16 protein-coding genes and 1 pseudogene are annotated in these 15,799 nt (G+C 71.1%); 8 read left to right on the top strand and 9 right to left on the bottom strand.

The features are described 5' to 3' along the window. Positions 1 to 65 precede the first annotated feature (65 nt). Entirely contained in the window at positions 66 to 527 is a 462-nt protein-coding gene (locus tag QE392_RS09360; RefSeq protein ID WP_307450949.1) for a GNAT family N-acetyltransferase, read from the top strand. Here the strand turns inward: QE392_RS09360 and ispD are convergent. Continuing rightward, a complete protein-coding gene (ispD, locus tag QE392_RS09355; RefSeq protein WP_307450948.1) occupies positions 524 to 1,726 on the bottom strand; it encodes a 2-C-methyl-D-erythritol 4-phosphate cytidylyltransferase in 1,203 nt (400 codons plus the stop codon). The genes QE392_RS09360 and ispD overlap by 4 nt on opposite strands. Before the next feature lie 36 nt (positions 1,727 to 1,762). Next, positions 1,763 to 2,245 carry a CarD family transcriptional regulator gene (locus QE392_RS09350; protein ID WP_058233016.1) on the bottom strand — a complete coding sequence of 161 codons (483 nt, stop codon included), beginning with the start codon at positions 2,243 to 2,245 and terminating at the stop codon, positions 1,763 to 1,765. Between the two features lie 204 nt (positions 2,246 to 2,449). On the opposite strand from QE392_RS09350, the gene QE392_RS09345 reads away from it, so the two are divergent. Then, complete coding sequence (locus tag QE392_RS09345; protein WP_307450945.1) at positions 2,450 to 3,016, top strand: DNA modification methylase; 567 nt, start codon at positions 2,450 to 2,452, stop codon at positions 3,014 to 3,016. Between the two features lie 59 nt (positions 3,017 to 3,075). Here QE392_RS09345 and QE392_RS09340 read toward each other — a convergent pair whose 3' ends face one another. Further along, positions 3,076 to 3,759, bottom strand: a complete 684-nt coding sequence (locus QE392_RS09340; RefSeq protein ID WP_307450943.1) for a response regulator transcription factor — start codon at positions 3,757 to 3,759, stop codon at positions 3,076 to 3,078. After that, positions 3,756 to 4,970, bottom strand: coding sequence for a sensor histidine kinase (locus QE392_RS09335; protein WP_307450942.1), 1,215 nt, complete (start codon positions 4,968 to 4,970; stop codon positions 3,756 to 3,758). The genes QE392_RS09340 and QE392_RS09335 overlap by 4 nt, the downstream gene beginning before the upstream one ends. 172 nt (positions 4,971 to 5,142) lie before the next feature. On the opposite strand from QE392_RS09335, the gene phoU reads away from it, so the two are divergent. Further along, positions 5,143 to 5,826 carry a phosphate signaling complex protein PhoU gene (gene phoU, locus QE392_RS09330; protein ID WP_307450939.1) on the top strand — a complete coding sequence of 228 codons (684 nt, stop codon included), beginning with the start codon at positions 5,143 to 5,145 and terminating at the stop codon, positions 5,824 to 5,826. Between the two features lie 60 nt (positions 5,827 to 5,886). On the opposite strand, the gene QE392_RS09325 is transcribed toward phoU, so the two are convergent. Then, a complete protein-coding gene (locus QE392_RS09325; protein WP_307450937.1) occupies positions 5,887 to 6,633 on the bottom strand; it encodes a phosphoglyceromutase in 747 nt (248 codons plus the stop codon). Between the two features lie 51 nt (positions 6,634 to 6,684). Here QE392_RS09325 and QE392_RS09320 point away from each other — a divergent pair, with 51 nt between their 5' ends. Next, entirely contained in the window at positions 6,685 to 7,482 is a 798-nt protein-coding gene (locus QE392_RS09320) for a class I SAM-dependent methyltransferase (protein ID WP_307450935.1), read from the top strand. 74 nt (positions 7,483 to 7,556) lie between these two features. Here the strand turns inward: QE392_RS09320 and QE392_RS09315 are convergent, their stop codons facing one another. The 4 genes and pseudogenes from QE392_RS09315 to QE392_RS09300 all read right to left on the bottom strand — a co-directional run bounded on the left by QE392_RS09315 (position 7,557) and on the right by QE392_RS09300 (position 10,775). Then, positions 7,557 to 8,666 (bottom strand): FUSC family protein, encoded by a 1,110-nt coding sequence (locus QE392_RS09315; RefSeq protein ID WP_307450933.1) that lies wholly within the window; start codon positions 8,664 to 8,666, stop codon positions 7,557 to 7,559. After that, positions 8,663 to 9,752, bottom strand: a pseudogene (ygfZ, locus tag QE392_RS09310) (CAF17-like 4Fe-4S cluster assembly/insertion protein YgfZ). The gene QE392_RS09315 and the pseudogene ygfZ overlap by 4 nt, the downstream one beginning before the upstream one ends. Before the next feature lie 2 nt (positions 9,753 to 9,754). Further along, positions 9,755 to 10,354 carry an FABP family protein gene (locus QE392_RS09305; RefSeq protein WP_307450931.1) on the bottom strand — a complete coding sequence of 200 codons (600 nt, stop codon included), beginning with the start codon at positions 10,352 to 10,354 and terminating at the stop codon, positions 9,755 to 9,757. A gap of 130 nt (positions 10,355 to 10,484) precedes the next feature. Next, positions 10,485 to 10,775 carry a hypothetical protein gene (locus QE392_RS09300; protein WP_307450929.1) on the bottom strand — a complete coding sequence of 97 codons (291 nt, stop codon included), beginning with the start codon at positions 10,773 to 10,775 and terminating at the stop codon, positions 10,485 to 10,487. A gap of 115 nt (positions 10,776 to 10,890) precedes the next feature. Here QE392_RS09300 and QE392_RS09295 point away from each other — a divergent pair, with 115 nt between their 5' ends. The 4 genes from QE392_RS09295 (at position 10,891) to QE392_RS09280 (ending at position 15,554) form a co-directional block, all read left to right on the top strand. Further along, positions 10,891 to 11,583: a response regulator transcription factor gene (locus QE392_RS09295; protein WP_307450927.1), complete on the top strand. Its 693-nt coding sequence runs from the start codon at positions 10,891 to 10,893 to the stop codon at positions 11,581 to 11,583. Between the two features lie 55 nt (positions 11,584 to 11,638). Next, complete coding sequence (locus QE392_RS09290) at positions 11,639 to 13,807, top strand: RNA degradosome polyphosphate kinase (RefSeq protein ID WP_307450924.1); 2,169 nt, start codon at positions 11,639 to 11,641, stop codon at positions 13,805 to 13,807. Further along, complete coding sequence (locus QE392_RS09285) at positions 13,804 to 14,742, top strand: NUDIX hydrolase (protein WP_307450922.1); 939 nt, start codon at positions 13,804 to 13,806, stop codon at positions 14,740 to 14,742. The genes QE392_RS09290 and QE392_RS09285 overlap by 4 nt, the downstream gene beginning before the upstream one ends. Before the next feature lie 62 nt (positions 14,743 to 14,804). Beyond that, on the top strand, positions 14,805 to 15,554 hold the full coding sequence (locus tag QE392_RS09280) for a hypothetical protein (RefSeq protein WP_307450920.1): 750 nt from the start codon (positions 14,805 to 14,807) through the stop codon (positions 15,552 to 15,554). Positions 15,555 to 15,799 lie beyond the last annotated feature (245 nt).

The raw sequence follows: 15,799 nt of genomic DNA, 5'->3' as shown, positions 1-15,799 counted from the left end.
CTCAAGCCTACCGGCCACCCCATGGCCGACACCTGGGGGAAACACGCGGCCGATACGGTGCCGGTATGCCGCTGCTCATCCGTCCCGACGATCTCACCGGTGCCGAGACCCGCGCCCTGGTCGCGGCGCACATGGCGGCCATGCTCGAGAACACCCCCGCCGAGAGCGTGCACGCCCTCGACGCGGACCGTCTCATGGCCGACGGCATCACCGTGTGGTCGGCGTGGGTCGACGACGAGCTCGCCGGGATCGGCGCGTGCAAAGACCTGGGGCACGAGCGCGCGGAGCTGAAGTCGATGCGCGTGGTCCAGCGCTTCCTCGGGCAGGGCATCGGCCGGGCGATGCTGCGGCACATCATGGAGGATGCCGCGGAGCGCGGCATCCGGAGTCTGTGGCTCGAGACGGGGAGCACCGACGACTTCGCCGCGGCGCGCGGTCTGTACGCCAGCGAGGGGTTCCGCGAGTGCGAGGCGTTCCCGCCGTACGTGCCCGACCCGCTGTCGACCTTCATGACCCGCGAGCTCTAAGCGGGCACGACGAGGGCCGTGGCGAAGGCGGCGACGCCCTCGGTCCGGCCGGTGAACCCGAGGCCGTCGGTGGTGGTGGCGCTGACCGACACCGCCGCTCCCCCCAGCGCCTGCGAGAGCGCCTGCTCGGCCTCCACACGGCGCGCGGCGAAGCGCGGACGATTGGCCTGCACCTGCACGGAGACGTTGCCGACCCGCCAGCCCGCCGCGGCCAGCAGACCCACCGTGTGGGCCAGGAAGGCCTCGGCGTGGGCGCCGGCAAACTCGGGGCGATCGGTGCCGAAGTGGGTGCCGATGTCGCCGAGACCGGCCGCCGCCAGCAGCGCGTCGACGATCGCGTGCGCCACGGCGTCACCGTCGGAGTGCCCCGACAGGGCCTGCTCCCCCGGCCACTCGAGGCCGGCGAGCCAGAGGGTCCCCTCGCCGCCGAAGCCGTGCACGTCGGTGCCGATCCCCACGCGCGGCAGGAGGTCGCGGGGCGTCGGCGGAGCGGATGCCGCGGGCGCGCCCTGCATCATCGACCGGGCGCGCTCGAGGTCGGGGGCCGTCGTGATCTTGAACGACGCCTCGTCGCCGGCCACCGTGACGACGGCGTGACCCGCTGCCGCGACGGCCGCGGCGTCGTCCGTGTGGTCCGTCTCGGCACCGCTGAGCGCCTCCTCGAGGACGGCCCGCCGAAATCCCTGGGGGGTCTGCGCGGCGGCCAGCTCGGAGCGGTCGACACCGCCGACCACGCGGCCGTCGGCATCCACCCGCTTGATGGTGTCGACCACGGGCAGCGTCGGGATGACGGCCGCGGCGCCCGCGTCGACGGCCGCGGCGACACGCTCGAACACCGCGGGGGGAGTCAGCGCGCGCGCGGCGTCGTGAACGAGCACGACCGCGACATCCGCCCACAGCGCCGCGACACCAGCCGAAACCGACTGCTGACGGGTGGCACCGCCGGTCACGACGGTGAGCAGATCGGCGGCGGGGCCCGCGGCATCCCGGGCATCGGTGAGGGCATCGCCCTCGTACCCCTCGGGAACGACGACGACGACCTGCGCGAGCGGCCCCGCGAAGACGCCGAGCAGGCAACGATGCAGGATCGATCGCGTCCCGAGACCCACGAACGCTTTCGGCGCCCCGCCGCGAAGGCGGGTACCGGACCCGGCGGCGACGACGATGACAGCGAGGCGCGGCACAGGGGTGAGAGTCACCCGCTCACGCTAGCGCGACGGCGACACCCGAGCAGATCAGGACGCGAGGACCTCGTCGAGCACGACGCTCGCGCGGTCTTCGTCGGTCTTCTCGGCGAGCGCCAGCTCCGACACGAGGATCTGACGCGCCTTGGCGAGCATGCGCTTCTCACCGGCGGACAGACCGCGGTCCTGATCGCGACGCCAGAGGTCGCGCACGACCTCGCTGACCTTGATCACGTCGCCCGACGCCAGCTTCTCGAGGTTCGCCTTGTAGCGGCGCGACCAGTTGGTCGGCTCCTCGGTGAAGGGCGCGCGCAGCACCTCGAACACGCGGTCGAGACCCTCCCTGCCGATCACGTCGCGAACGCCGACGAGATCGACGTTGTCGGCCGGGACCTCGATGACGAGGTCTCCCTGCGTGACGTTGAGCTTCAGGTACTTCTTCGTCTCGCCCTTGATGACGCGTTCTTTGACCTCGATGATCGTGGCCGCGCCATGGTGCGGGTAAACGACGGTCTCGCCAACCTCAAAAAGCATGGAGTTATGTCCTTTCGGCAACATCCAGGATACCACAGGCCCGCATGCGCTAAGGTTCGGCCCTCCCTGTGCTCCTCCCCCTCCCGTGCGCGCCGCGCGGCCCCGCGCGGGCGGGGGCGCGCGGGCGCGCGCGGCGACGACCCGGACCGTCGCCGCGGACCCCGTAGGATGAGAGGGATGCCGTCCGTCGATCTTGGAGGATCCGTGAAAACGCGCCTCATCGCGTCCATGGCCGTGGGTGCCGCTGTTCTGCTGGGCACGACGGGGTGCAACCTCATCGCTCCGCAGGCGACCACGATCGAGTACTCGGCCTCGGACGGCGTGAACGTCCCCGCCGAGTCCGGGCCTCTGGCGGTCCGCAACGCCCTGATCGTCGCCAACGACGACGGCACGACCGGCAACCTCGTCGCGGCCATCGTGAACGACACCGCCGAGCAGGTGGAACTGCGCATCGAGGTCGGCGAGGGCTCCTCCGCCGTCCGTGCCGCGCTCAACGTGCCGGCCGGTCGCACCCTCAGCCTCGGCGACCCCGTCAGCGATGTCGCGCCGCTCCGCCTCGACGACATCGACGCCGTCCCCGGCTCCACCGTGCCGGTGTACTTCCAGTCCGGCGACGGCGAGGGCTCCCTGATCCAGGTCCCCGTCCTCGACGGCGCCCTCGAGTACCTCGCGCCGCTCGCGCCGACGCCGGAGGCGACCGTCTCGATCGCCCCGATCCCGACCAACACCGCCACGCCCACCCCGACGGCCACGCCGACCCCGGCCGACTGATCGGGACGACGACGAAGGCGCCGACGGACTTCCGTCGGCGCCTTCGTCGTCTGCGCTGATCACGCCTCGAAGCGGTACCCCAATCCGCGCACGGTCACGAGCATGCTCGGCTCGCTCGGGTTCTGCTCGATGCGCGAGCGGATGCGCTTGATGTGCACGTCGAGCGTCTTGGTGTCGCCGAAGTAGTCCGTGCCCCAGACCCGGTCGATGAGCTGACCGCGCGTGAGCACGCGTCCGGCGTTGCGCATGAGTACCTCGAGGAGCTCGAACTCCTTCAACGGCATGTTGATCTCTCCGCCGTCGACCGCGACCGTGTGGCGGTCGATGTCGAGGGTCACCCGACCGGCGGCCAGCACCCGGTCGTCGAGGTCGGCGTCCTCCGGAGTGCGTCGACGCAGCACCGCGCGCATGCGGGCCAGCAGTTCGCGCGTCGAGTACGGCTTGGTGACGTAGTCGTCGGCTCCGAGCTCGAGTCCGACCACGATGTCGACCTCGGAGTCCTTCGCGGTCAGCATGATGATCGGCACCTGCGAGGTCAGCCGCAGCTGCCGGCACACCTCGGTGCCCGGCATCCCGGGAAGCATGAGATCCAGCAGCAGGATGTCGGCGCCGCGCTCGCGGAACGCCGTGAGAGCGAGGGCGCCGTCCTCGGCGATCTCGACCTCGTAGCCCTCCCGCCGCAGCAGGTAGGCCAGCGGGTCGGCCAGGTCGGGCTCGTCCTCGACGATCAGAACGCGGGTCATGCGGTGTCTTCTTTCACGGGTACGGCAGTCGACGCGACAGCCTTGCGGCCCTTGCGACGCTGTTTCGGTTTGACGATGTCGAGATCCGGGGTCTCGGACAGAGGAAGGCGGATGGTAAAGGTCGAACCCCGGTCGGGGCGCGACCACAGCCGGACCTCGCCACCGTGGCGCTGCACGGCGTGCTTGACGATCGACAGGCCCAGTCCGGTGCCGCCGGTGCGGCGCGACCGCGCCTGGTCGGCCCGGTAGAACCGCTCGAACACCCGGTGCTGATCGCTCTCGGGGATGCCGATGCCGCGGTCGGTGACGGCGATCTCCACGACGTCGGCGTCGAGCTTGATCCCCACCCCGACCTTCGAGCCCTTCGGCGAGTAGGCGATGGCGTTGGCGATGAGGTTGCCGACGGCCTCCGTGAGGATCTGCGGCTCCCCGCGCACCCACAGACCCTTGGTGCCGCCGCGGACCACGACGACCTGCGCCGAATCGGCCTGCACGGTGTGCGCCTCGACCGCGGCGGTGACGACCTCGTCGATCGACACGTCGCGCACCTCGCGCAGCTCCTCCGAGGCCTGCAGGCGCGACAGACTCAGGATGCGAGTGACCAGCGCGCTCAACCGGGCCACCTCCGCCTGCATGCGCGTGGCGAAATGGCGCACCTGGTCGGGGTCGTCGGCAGCGGATTCGATCGCCTCGGCCAGCAGACTCACCGCACCCACCGGCGTCTTCAGCTCGTGGCTGGTGTTGGCCACGAAATCCCGGCGCATCTCCTCCACCCGCTCGCGCTCCGTGATGTCGCGGAGGACCACGAGGGTCAGCCGGCCCGAGATGGAGGTCGCCCGCACCGCGACCAGCCGCGGTTCGGCGGGAGCGGCTCCGCGGCGCAGCCGCAGGTTCTCCGCGACGCCGGCGCCGGTGTCGCGCGCGAGACGGGTCACGCGCTTGAGATCGTCACTGGCGACCACTTCCCCGGTCTGCAGGCCGAACACCCGGGCGGCGGGCGACAATGCCAGCACCGTCGAGGACATGTCGCACACGAATGCGGGGTCGTCCATCGCCTCGAGCACGGCATCCACGCCCTCCGGCACGTCGACGGACGTCTCAGCCAGGGAGCGGTCACGGGCCCGCAGCGCGCCGACGACGAGGCCGACCACCGCGGCTCCGATGAGGAGACCGGCAAGGAGCGAGAGCAGCGCGAGCTGCGGTTGTTCCATTGCTCCAGCGTAAACGCGAGCCTGTGGCTTCACCCGCCGTTCACCCCCGCCGGCGGGCGCGCAGGGGCTACTATTCACTGTCACAGCACCGCTCGTTAACCTTCGCTGGGAAGAATCCCCGAGGGTTGCGGGACATCTGCGTGCCGTGCCGCCGACGAGGAAGGTACCCGCCATGCGCGAAGTATTCCACCAGTCCCTCGAGGACGTTCAGAGTCGCCTGGTCGAGATCGCCGACCTGGTGACGATCGCGATCGACCGCGCCACCCGCGCTTTCGGCACGAGTGACGTCGCCCTCGCGGAAGAAGTCATCGAGGCCGACGCCATCATCGACGACAAGGCCGTCGAGCTCGACGAGCTGGCCATCGAGATCCTCGCGCGCCAGCAGCCCGTGGCCCGCGACCTGCGCATCGTGGTCACCGCCCTGCGCGTCAGCGCGTCGCTCGAGCGCATGGGCGACATGGCCGAGCACATCGCTCAGCTCGCGCGCTCGCGCTTCCCCGAGCGCGCGATCCCCAAGGGGCTGAAGAGCACCTTCACGCGCATGGGCGAGCTGGACGTCGAGGTCGCCCGCAAGCTCGCGGAACTGCTGCGCACGCAGGACCTGCGCATCGCCGAGTCGATCCGCGACGCCGACGACGACATCGACGAACTGCACCTCAGCGTGTTCGAGAAGGTCCTGGGCGACTCGTGGAAGGGCGAGGCCACGGCCACGGTCGACGCGACTCTCGCCAGCCGCTACCACGAGCGTTTCGCCGACCACGCCGTCTCGGTGGCGAAGAAGGTCATCTACCTCGCCACCGGCGACTGGGCCGGCGCCGACGACGAGTCCGCGCACGAGCCGTCGCCGGTCATCTGACGCGGAGTCGAAGAAGGGGGTGGATGCCGGTCGGCATCCACCCCCTTCTTCGTGACGGTGTCAGTGCTTGTTGCCCTGCGCGGCGACGGCAGCGGCACCGGCCGCGGCGGCCTCCGGGTCGAGGTACTCGCCCGGGCCGACCGGGGTGAGGTCGTCGTTGAGCCGGTAGACGAGCGGGATGCCGGTGGGGATGTTCAGCTCCGCGATGTCGGCGTCGCTGATGCCCTCGAGGTGCTTGACGAGGCCGCGCAGCGAGTTGCCGTGCGCGGTCACGAGCACCGTCTTGCCGGCCTGCAGGTCGGGCACGATGTCGCTGTGCCAGTACGGCAGCATGCGGTCGATGACGATCTTCAGCGACTCGGTGTCGGGCACCTCGCCGTCGATGCCGACGTAGCGGGGGTCGCCGACCTGGCTGTACTGGTCGTCGGCGGGCAGGGGCGGCGGCGGCACGTCGAACGAACGACGCCACAGCATGAACTGCTCGTTGCCGAACTCCTCGAGCGTCTGCGCCTTGTCCTTGCCCTGCAGGGCACCGTAGTGACGCTCGTTCAGGCGCCACGACCGCTTGACCGGGATCCACAGGCGGTCGGCGGCGTCGAGGGCGATGTTCGCGGTCTGGATGGCACGGCTGAGCACAGAGGTGTGCAGCACGTCGGGGAGCACGCCGGACTCGGCGAGCAGCTCGCCGCCGCGCTTCGCCTCGGCCTTGCCCTGGTCGGTGAGTCGCACGTCGACCCAGCCGGTGAACTGGTTGGTCTTGTTCCACTCGCTCTGCCCGTGGCGGAGGAGGATCAGCGTGTGAGGCATGGGTCCATGCTATCGACGCGCGGGCATCGGCCCGCAGCCGCGACTGGCATCATGTCGGGAGTGAGCTCCTCCCCCGTCGGCCGGCCCACCCGCGGCACGACCGGGGTCAACCGCCTCCGCCGCGTCGATCGCTGGATCGCCCGGCATCCGGCGCTGCGCCGGACCGACGATCCGCTCGTCGTCGATCTGGGATTCGGTGCGAGTGCCGTCACCCCGCTGGAACTGCACGCGCGCCTGACGCGCGAGAGACCGGATGCCACGGTGCTCGGCCTCGAGATCGACGCGGACCGGGTCGCCCGCGCCCGCGCGCAGGCCGCCGGGGTCGCCGGTGTCTCGTTCGCCCGCGGCGGTTTCGAGGTCCCCACCGACCGCGGGCGTCGACCCGCGGTCATCCGGGCGATGAACGTCCTGCGTCAGTACGACGAGCCGGACGTCGCCGACGCCTGGGCCCGTATGTGCGCACGCCTTCAACCCGACGGCATCCTCGTCGAGGGCACGTGCGATGAGATCGGGCGGATCGTGACATGGGTGGAGGTGGGAGCGGATGCCGTGCCGCGCAGTCTCACCGTCTCCCTGCGGCTGGCGGGCCTGGACTCCCCCGTGGTCGCCGCCGAGCGGTTGCCCAAGGCGCTGATCCATCGCAACGTCGAGGGCGAACGGGTGCACGCGTTCGTGGCATCCCTCGAACGGGAATGGAGGCGCGCCGCGGTGGTGGCTCCTTTCGGCGCCGCGCACCGCTGGCGTACCGCGATGCAGGCGATGGCGGATGCCGGCTGGCCGCTCGTCCGGCGCGATCGCTGGCGACTCGGCGAGGTCGGCGTCGCGTGGGACGCCGTGGCGCCGCGCTGACCGCGCGGGCCGATGCACCCTCCTGTCAGGCGTCGCGGTGGACGTCTTCCGGACGCCGGAGCCCCCGCGGAGCGTCAGATCCGCGGCAGCAGCGCCCGCGCCTCCGCCGACGGCATGCCGGCCGCCGTCAGCAGGTCGACCGCGAGCGGACGCATCGCGGCGACGAGGTTGAGCTCGCCGACACCGCCGTCCGGCAGCAGGGCGGCCGGGTCGAGTCGACGGGTGATCGCGACCAGCGCGGCTCGCGCCGCCGGCTCGGCGGAGATGTCGTCGAGGCAGTCGCGCACCAGCGCGGCGCCGCGGGCGAGTTCGGAGAGCAGGTCGGCCGGCACAGGCCGGGTCTCACCGTCGGCGCACAAGTACGCGGCGCGCCGGGCGACGACCCGCAGGTTGCGGGTGGTCAGGTCCATCGCCCCGCGCACCCGCTCGTGGCGCTGCAACTCGGTGCGCTGGTGGCGGAGGAACGGCGAGATGCGCGCCACCTCGCGCCCCGATTCGAGCGACCCGCTCCACGCGTCGACGTACGTCTGCAGCGACCGAGCACGCTCGAGGCCCCTCTCCGCCCGTGCACGATCCCCCTTGCGCAGCGCCCGCACGATGGTCGACATCGCGACGTCGAGCGCGTCGAAAAGCTCGTCGGCATCGCGCAGTTCGGTGCGTCGCAGCGTCCGCGGAATGAGAGCGGTGACGATGAGCGCGGCCAGCCCGCCGATGGCGCCGTCGACCAGCCGGAGGAACGGCACGCCCGTGACGAGCACGAGGGCGATGAGCGACTGCACCACCGCGGCGAGGGCGAACGCCGGCTGCGGGGAGAGGAAGCGCGCCACCAGCATCGTCACCGTCATCGCGACCGCGATCTGCCACCAGCCGGTGCCCGCCGTCACGAGGACGACCTCGGCGATGAGGATGCCGACCAGCATGCCCATCACCGTCTCGGCCACCCGCCAGGGACGGGCGTCCCGCACGAGCCCGAGGCTCGACACCGTCACCGTCGCCGCCAGCAGCGGCACCTGATGTCCGAGCACGAAGTGGGCGAACGCGTACGCCGCGGTCGCGGCGACGACGATCTGCGAGATCGCGGGGAGCGACTCGCGCACCCGCACCACGCGTCGGCCGAGCGTGGACCGCAGGCGCGAGCGGGGGACGACGACCCCGACGGTCGTCGAGGCGTCGTCGCCGGTCATTCCGTCGCGCGCCGGCGTCCGAGGCGCGGCAACCGCGGGACGGCCGCGGTCGCTCCGGCGTCCGCGGGCACGACCGTCTCAGCCGCGGCGGCGAGCGGGCCGTCGGCGGTGTCGACGACGAGGGGCACTCCCTCGGGAGCAGTGCGCTTGACCAGGGCCAGAGCGATCGGCCCCTCCTCGTGATGCACGGCGACCGACGTGATCGCACCGATCACGCTGTCGCCCGCACGCACGGCATCCCCGCGGGCGGGCAGCACGTTGTCGCTGCCGTCGAGCTGCAGCGCCACCACACGACGCGGCGGGTGCCCGAGGTTGTGGACCTTCGCCACGGTCTCCTGACCGCGGTAGCACCCCCTTCGACAGGTGCACCGCGGTGCGCAGCCAATCCATCTCGTGCGGCAGCAGCCGTTCGTCGGCGTCGACGCCGACACGCGGCCGCCACGCGGCGACGCGCAGCGCCTCGACGGCATCCAGACCCGCCAGCGCGGACTCGCCCCGCGCCGCGGCGCCGATCAGCCGCTCGAACTCCGCGGCATCCACGATCGCCTCGGCCCAGTCGCGCTCGGCGCCGGGATGCGGCTCGGTGCGAGCGTAGGCCCAGCCGCCTGGCGACACCTCGGGCCACGGGTCGACCCAGACGGGCGCGACGGTGCGCAGCTGCCCGACGGCGGCACGGGTGCCACCGACGACGAACAGGTCGTCGGAGCGGTCGCGCACCTCCACGCGCAGGCGGAACCGCATACGCGTGAGCCAGGATGCCAGCGCCTCGGCGTCGGACGCATCGACGAGGAGCCACGTCGTCTCGCCGTCGTCGATGACCGCGGCCGCATGCTCGACGCGCCCCTGCGGATCGAGGATGAGCAGTTCTGTGGACACACCCGCCGGGAGATGGGTCAGCGCTTGAGACGACAGCGAGTCCAGCCAGCTGCGGCGGTCTTCTCCGGCGACGGAGATGACACGACGATCGCCGAGGGGCGCGAGGGCGGACCCGGACGCTAGACGTCGCTGCTCGGCGACGGGTGACCCGACGTGACGCAGGCCCCGTTCGTCGACGACGGCACCGGGGACCTCGCTGAGGGAGACCATGCTCACTCCGCCCGGGCGAGACGCGCGGAGGCGTGCGAGCCGAGCTCGCGCCCCAGGGCGGCGATGTCCCACGCCCACAGGAGGTGGTTGTCGACGAGCCCGTACAGGCGGGTCGCGGCGGTGTACGGCTTGGCGCCGGCGGTGCGCACGACGGCATCCGTCGCCAGATCGATGCGGGGGCCCTTCACCTGTCCGACGTAGAGCTCGAGGACGCCGTCGGCGTGGGCGAGGCTCACCTCGATGTCGAAGCCGCCGTCGGCGTTGCGCAGTGCCTCGACGTCGTCGGCCGTGCGGGTGACACCGGGGCCGACGCCGGGCAGGAGCGCGGGGCCCGCGTCGGCGTCACCGACGGGTCGGGACAGCCGCCAGTATCCGATCTCCGACACGAGCGGCCGCCGCTCGTCGCCGACGAGGAGCCAGGCGTCGGCGGAGTAGTTGAGGAAGGCTCCGCCGTCGTGGCTGAAGCTGACGCGGTGGGCGAACTCACCCGAGTAGGTGCGACCGTCCGCGTCGTAATCGATCACGCCGGTGCCCTCCCAGACGCCGACGAGCCACGACAGGGGAACGAGGTCGGCCGGAAGACCGGTCGGGATCTCGATCACGGCGCGCTCAGCGCTGGCCGCGGTAGAGGTTCCAGATGACCGTTCCGGACACGAAGGCGATCGCCAGCGAGGCGAGGCCGAGAAGTCCCACGAAGAACAGTTCGAGCGCGAGGAGGTCCATGTTCCAACTCTAGCCCGAGACGAGGGAAGCCAGACCGAAACCGAGGGTGATGACAGCGAGCACCACGAGAGCGCCCGCCGAACTCAATGCCATCCGCTGGATGAAGGCCTGCGAACGGCCGTACCAGAGCTGGACAGCGAACGCCACGATCACGCATCCGCCCAGGGCCACCGCGACCCACTGCGCGCGCCACGGCGCGGGAGCGAACAGGCCGATCGCCACGCCCGCCACGGCGGCGAGCACCCAGATCGCGACGACGCCGGCGATGGTCCGGCGCGGAGCGAGGTCGGGAGTCGACATGCCCCCATCATCGCGCAGGACCTCGACTCGGCGCACGCGCGACACCGGTGATGAGGGCTTCGGCCTCGTCACCCTAAGATGATCGGGTGCGCGACACGCCGCACGGGAGGTTCTCTTGGCACAGCTTCTGGTACTCAGCTCCGCCCCCGGCGGCGGAGCTGCCTTGCCCGCGCTCGAATTGCTGAGCCACCGTGTCCGGCAGATCCCGGCCGAGGCGGCGCAGTTGGTGAACGCTCCGAGCGCCGACGTGATCTTCGTCGACGCCCGTTTCGACCTGGTCGGCGCGAAGTCGCTGTGCAAGATCATGACGACCACCGGCATCGAGGCGCCGCTCATCCTGGTCGTCACCGAGGGCGGCCTCACCGCCGTCTCCACCGACTGGGGCATCGACGACGTCGTGCTCGTGGCCGCCGGTCCCGCCGAGATCGACGCCCGGATCCGCCTGGCCATGGGGCGGCGCACCGCAGACCAGGTCTCGACCCGCATCCAGACCTCGGGCATCACCATCGACGAGTCGTCGTACTCGGCGAAGGTGCACGGCAAGCCGCTCGACCTGACTTACAAGGAGTTCCAGCTCCTGCACTTCTTCGCCACGCATCCCTCCCGTGTCTTCACGCGCGAGCAGCTGCTGAGCGAGGTCTGGGGCTACGACTACTTCGGCGGCACCCGCACCGTCGATGTGCACGTGCGCCGTCTTCGGGCGAAGCTCGGCGACCTGGAGCAGCTCATCGGCACCGTGCGCAACGTGGGCTATCGCTTCAACGTGTACGAGGACGACGCCCCCGTCGCGGCATCCGCCGCCGTCTGACCCGCGCATACCGCGCGTTCACTCCGGTGTCACCGACCCCTGCAATGATGTGGGGATGATGGAACACGACGCGCTGGATGCCGGCCTCGGCGACGCCGACGACGACGACTTCGATGAGGCCGTCGAGGCCGAAGACGACCAGCTGCCGGATCACCGGTACCTCGACCGCGAGCTGAGCTGGCTGGCGTTCAACCAGCGTGTCCTCGAGCTCGCCGAAGACCCCGCCGTGCCCGTGCTCGAGCGCGCCAACTTCCTCGCGATCTTCGCCAGCAACCTCGACGAGTTCTTCATGGTGCGCGTCGCCGGCCTGAAGCGCCGCATCGTGACCGGTCTCGCCGTCCCGACCAACGTCGGCCGCGCGCCGTTGGACGTGCTCGCCGACATCTCCGCCGAGGCCCACCGCCTCCAGTTGCGCCACGCGGCGGCGTGGACCGACAAGGTGCGCCCGGCCCTGGCCGAAGCCGGCATCGAAGTCGTCACCTGGGATTCGCTCGACGACCACACCGCCGCGCGACTCACCGAGTACTTCCAGCGCAACGTCTTCCCCGTGCTGATGCCGCTCGCCGTCGACCCCGCGCACCCGTTCCCCTACATCTCCGGGCTTTCGCTCAACCTCGCCGTCCGCATCCGCAACGCCCGCACCGGACGCCAGGAGTTCGCGCGCCTGAAGGTGCCGCCCATGCTGCCCCGATTCGTCGAGGTGCAGGGAGAGGGACCGGGAATCCGCTACCTCCCGCTCGAGGAACTCATCTCCAACCACCTGGGAGACCTCTTCCCGGGGATGGAGGTGCTCGATCATCACGCGTTCCGCCTCACCCGCAACGAGGACATGACGATCGAGGAGGACGAGACGGAGAACCTCATCCAGGCCCTCGAGGCGGAGCTGCTGCGCCGCCGTTTCGGTCCGCCGATCCGTCTCGAGATCACCGAGGACATGGACGACGTCACCCGCTCACTCCTGCTGAGCGAGCTCGACATCACCGAGCAGGAGGTCTACCGCCTGCCCGGGAGCCTCGACCTTCGGGGCCTGTTCGATCTGTCGCGCATCGATCGACCCGACCTGCACTACCCGCCGCACGTGCCCAAGACGGCCCTGGCCTTCCAGCCGCCGGAGCAGAACGGCCGCGCCGACCTGTTCCGGGCGATCCGCAAGGCCGACGTGCTGGTGCACCACCCGTACGAGTCGTTCGCGACGAGCGTGCAGGCCTTCCTCGAGCAGGCGGCCCGCGACCCGCACGTGCTGGCCATCAAGCAGACGCTGTACCGCACGTCGGGCGACAGCCCGATCGTGCAGGCGCTCATCGACGCCGCGGAGGCGGGCAAGCAGGTCCTGGCGCTGGTGGAGGTCAAGGCGCGCTTCGACGAGGCCAACAACATCGTCTGGGCCCGCAAGCTCGAGAAGGCCGGAGTGCACGTCGTGTACGGGCTCGTCGGGCTCAAGACGCACTGCAAGCTCGCCCTCGTCATCCGCGAGGAAGAGGGGCGTCTGCGCCACTACAGCCACGTCGGCACAGGGAACTACAACCCCAAGACGAGCCGCATCTACGAGGACTTCGGGCTCTTCACGGTGGATGACCAGGTGGGTCGCGATCTGACCCGCCTGTTCAACGAGCTCAGCGGCTACGCGATCGAGAAGAAGTTCAAGCGGCTGCTGGTGGCGCCTCTGCACCTGCGCAAGGGGCTGCTGCGCCACATCGACAAGGAACGGCGCAACGCGCTCGAGGGCAAGCCCTCGGGGGTGCGGATCAAGGTCAACTCGATGGTCGACGAGCAGATCATCGACGCGCTCTACCGTGCGAGCCAGGCGGGCGTCCCCGTGGAGGTGTGGGTGCGCGGCATCTGCTCCATCAAGCCGGGCGTTCCGGGCATGAGCGAGAACATCACGGTGCGTTCCATCCTCGGCCGCTACCTCGAGCACTCCCGCATCTTCAGCTTCGCGAACGACGGCGACCCGCAGGTCTACATCGGCAGCGCCGACATGATGCACCGCAATCTCGACCGCCGCGTCGAGGCCCTCGTGCGCGTCGTCGACGAGAGCCAGCTGCGGGAGCTGACCACCCTGTTCGATCTCGCGATGGACGACGGCACGAGCTCATGGCATCTGGGGCCGGAGGGCGAATGGACCCGCCACAGCCTCGCCGCCGACGGGACCCCGTTGGTCGACCTGCAGGAGTACACGATGGCGCGCGTGCAGCGCAAGCGCCGCGCTCGGACGGCCCGGTGACGGAGACCGCGGTCTACGCAGCGGGCGGCGTCGTATGGCGTCGGGCCGAAGGCAAACTCCGCGTCCTCCTCATCCACCGGACGAAGTATCGCGATCTGACCCTGCCGAAGGGCAAGGTGGATCCTGGCGAGACCCTCGCCGAGACCGCCGTGCGCGAAATCCGCGAGGAGACCGGCATCCGTGTCGCCCTCGGCGTCCCCGTGGGGGTCTCGCGCTACCGGATGCCGAACTCGCGGACGAAGATCGTGCACTACTGGGCGGCCGAGGCCACGGACGCGGCGGTTCGCACGTCGTCGTTCGTGCCCAACAAAGAGGTCGCGGCCATCGAGTGGGTGAGCCTGAAGAAGGCGCGCAAGCATCTCAGCTACCCCGTCGACATCGAGATCCTGGACGAATTCGCCCGGCTGGTGGATGAAGAGGTGCTGCCGACCTTCCCGATCGTGGTGCTGCGTCACGGCAAGGCGCGCGCGCGCGACGAGTGGGACGGCGTCGACAGCGACCGGCCACTCACCGCCCGCGGTCGCAAGCAGGCCGAGGCCATCGTGGGACCGCTGCTGGCCTTCGGCGTGCGACGCGTGGTGTCCAGTCCCGCCGAGCGGTGCCTGCGTACCGCCACCCCCATCGCGCACGCGATCGGCCAACGCGTCCAGGTGTGCAGAGACATCAGCCAGGACGCCTGGGAGAAGGGGCGCGCGGACACGCGGACCGTCATCGGGCAGCAGGTGCGCGCGCGCAAGCCCGTGGTGTTGACCAGCCACGGCCCGGTGCTGCCCGACCTCCTGCACGAGCTCGCCCTCGCGACGGGCACGATGAGAGGGTCCTACCTCGGCAGCGCCTCGACGCTCGACACCGGCGCCTTCTCGGTCGTGCACGTGCCGGTCGAGCATCCGGGTGCGGGCATCGTCGCCATCGAGACGCACGAACCACGGGTGTGATACTTCCCCCCGGCATCCGTGTCTCCTGGCGCGAGGTGCCGCCGGGAACGAACCGTCGCCGGGTGTCGCGCGACCTTCTGACCGAGCTGCTCCCGGAGGCGTCATTCGTCTCGAGGTGTTCGTCGTGCGGCGGCGACCACGGTCGCATCCGGGTTCTCGGTGCGGATGCCGCGGTGTCGGTGTCGTACGTGCCGGGGTGGGCGGTGGTCGCGGTGACTCGGGAGCACGTCCGCATTGGGATCGATGCCGTCCCGGCGGATGCCGCGGGGCTCGAGCGCGTGCTGCCCGGCGTTCGCGCGCGGGTCGGCGCCGATGCCGTCTCGGCGGGCGCCGCGGGGATGGAGCGCGTGCTGCCCGACGTCCGCGCGCGGATCGGCGCCGATGCCGTCCCGACGGACGCCGAGGGGATCGAGCGCGTGCTGCCCGGCGTCCGCGCGCGGATCGGCACCGACGCCGTCCCGGCGGACGCCGGGGGGATCGAGCGCGTGCCGCCTAGCGTCCGCGTGCGGATCGGCGCCGAAGCCCTCCCGGCGGACGCCGCGGGGATCGAGCAGGTGCTGCCCGACGCGGCGGACGCGCGCGCCTGGGCACGGACGGAGGCGGTGCTCAAGGCGGATGGGCGGGGTCTGTCGGTCGACCCCGGCCGCATCCGCGTCGTCGCCGACGCAGAGGGGTGGACGGCGTCGATTTCCCCGCGAAGCCACAACGAGCAGGGGCGTGCGCGCAACGACGACGAGTGCGCACCGGTGGAGTGGCGCGGATGGGACCTCGAGGGTCCCGAGGGCGTCGTGGCAGCACTGGTCGTTCGGTGACGTGTAGCGCCGTCGGCGCACAAGGCGCCGAAGCCGTCCGGCACGCGGTGTCGGCGGCGTCAGCGCACGTCGTCGGCGGCCTCGGCCCGCCCTCGAAGAGACCGACGTCGGGAAGCCACCAGGCTCTGAACGCGTCGCTGCTGGCTGAGCCTGTCGGCGCCGCATTCGCCATCGCGGTGCCGGCGGCTGAGGCGCGAGAAGCCGCCGCCCCCATGAGCGACGCTGGTGGCTGAGCCTGTCGAAGC

It is taken from the genome of Microbacterium proteolyticum, assembly GCF_030818075.1.
GTDB lineage: Bacteria > Actinomycetota > Actinomycetes > Actinomycetales > Microbacteriaceae > Microbacterium > Microbacterium proteolyticum_A.
The sequence above is the reverse complement of the archived record's forward strand: the minus strand, read 5'-3'. Positions and strand labels throughout refer to the sequence as shown.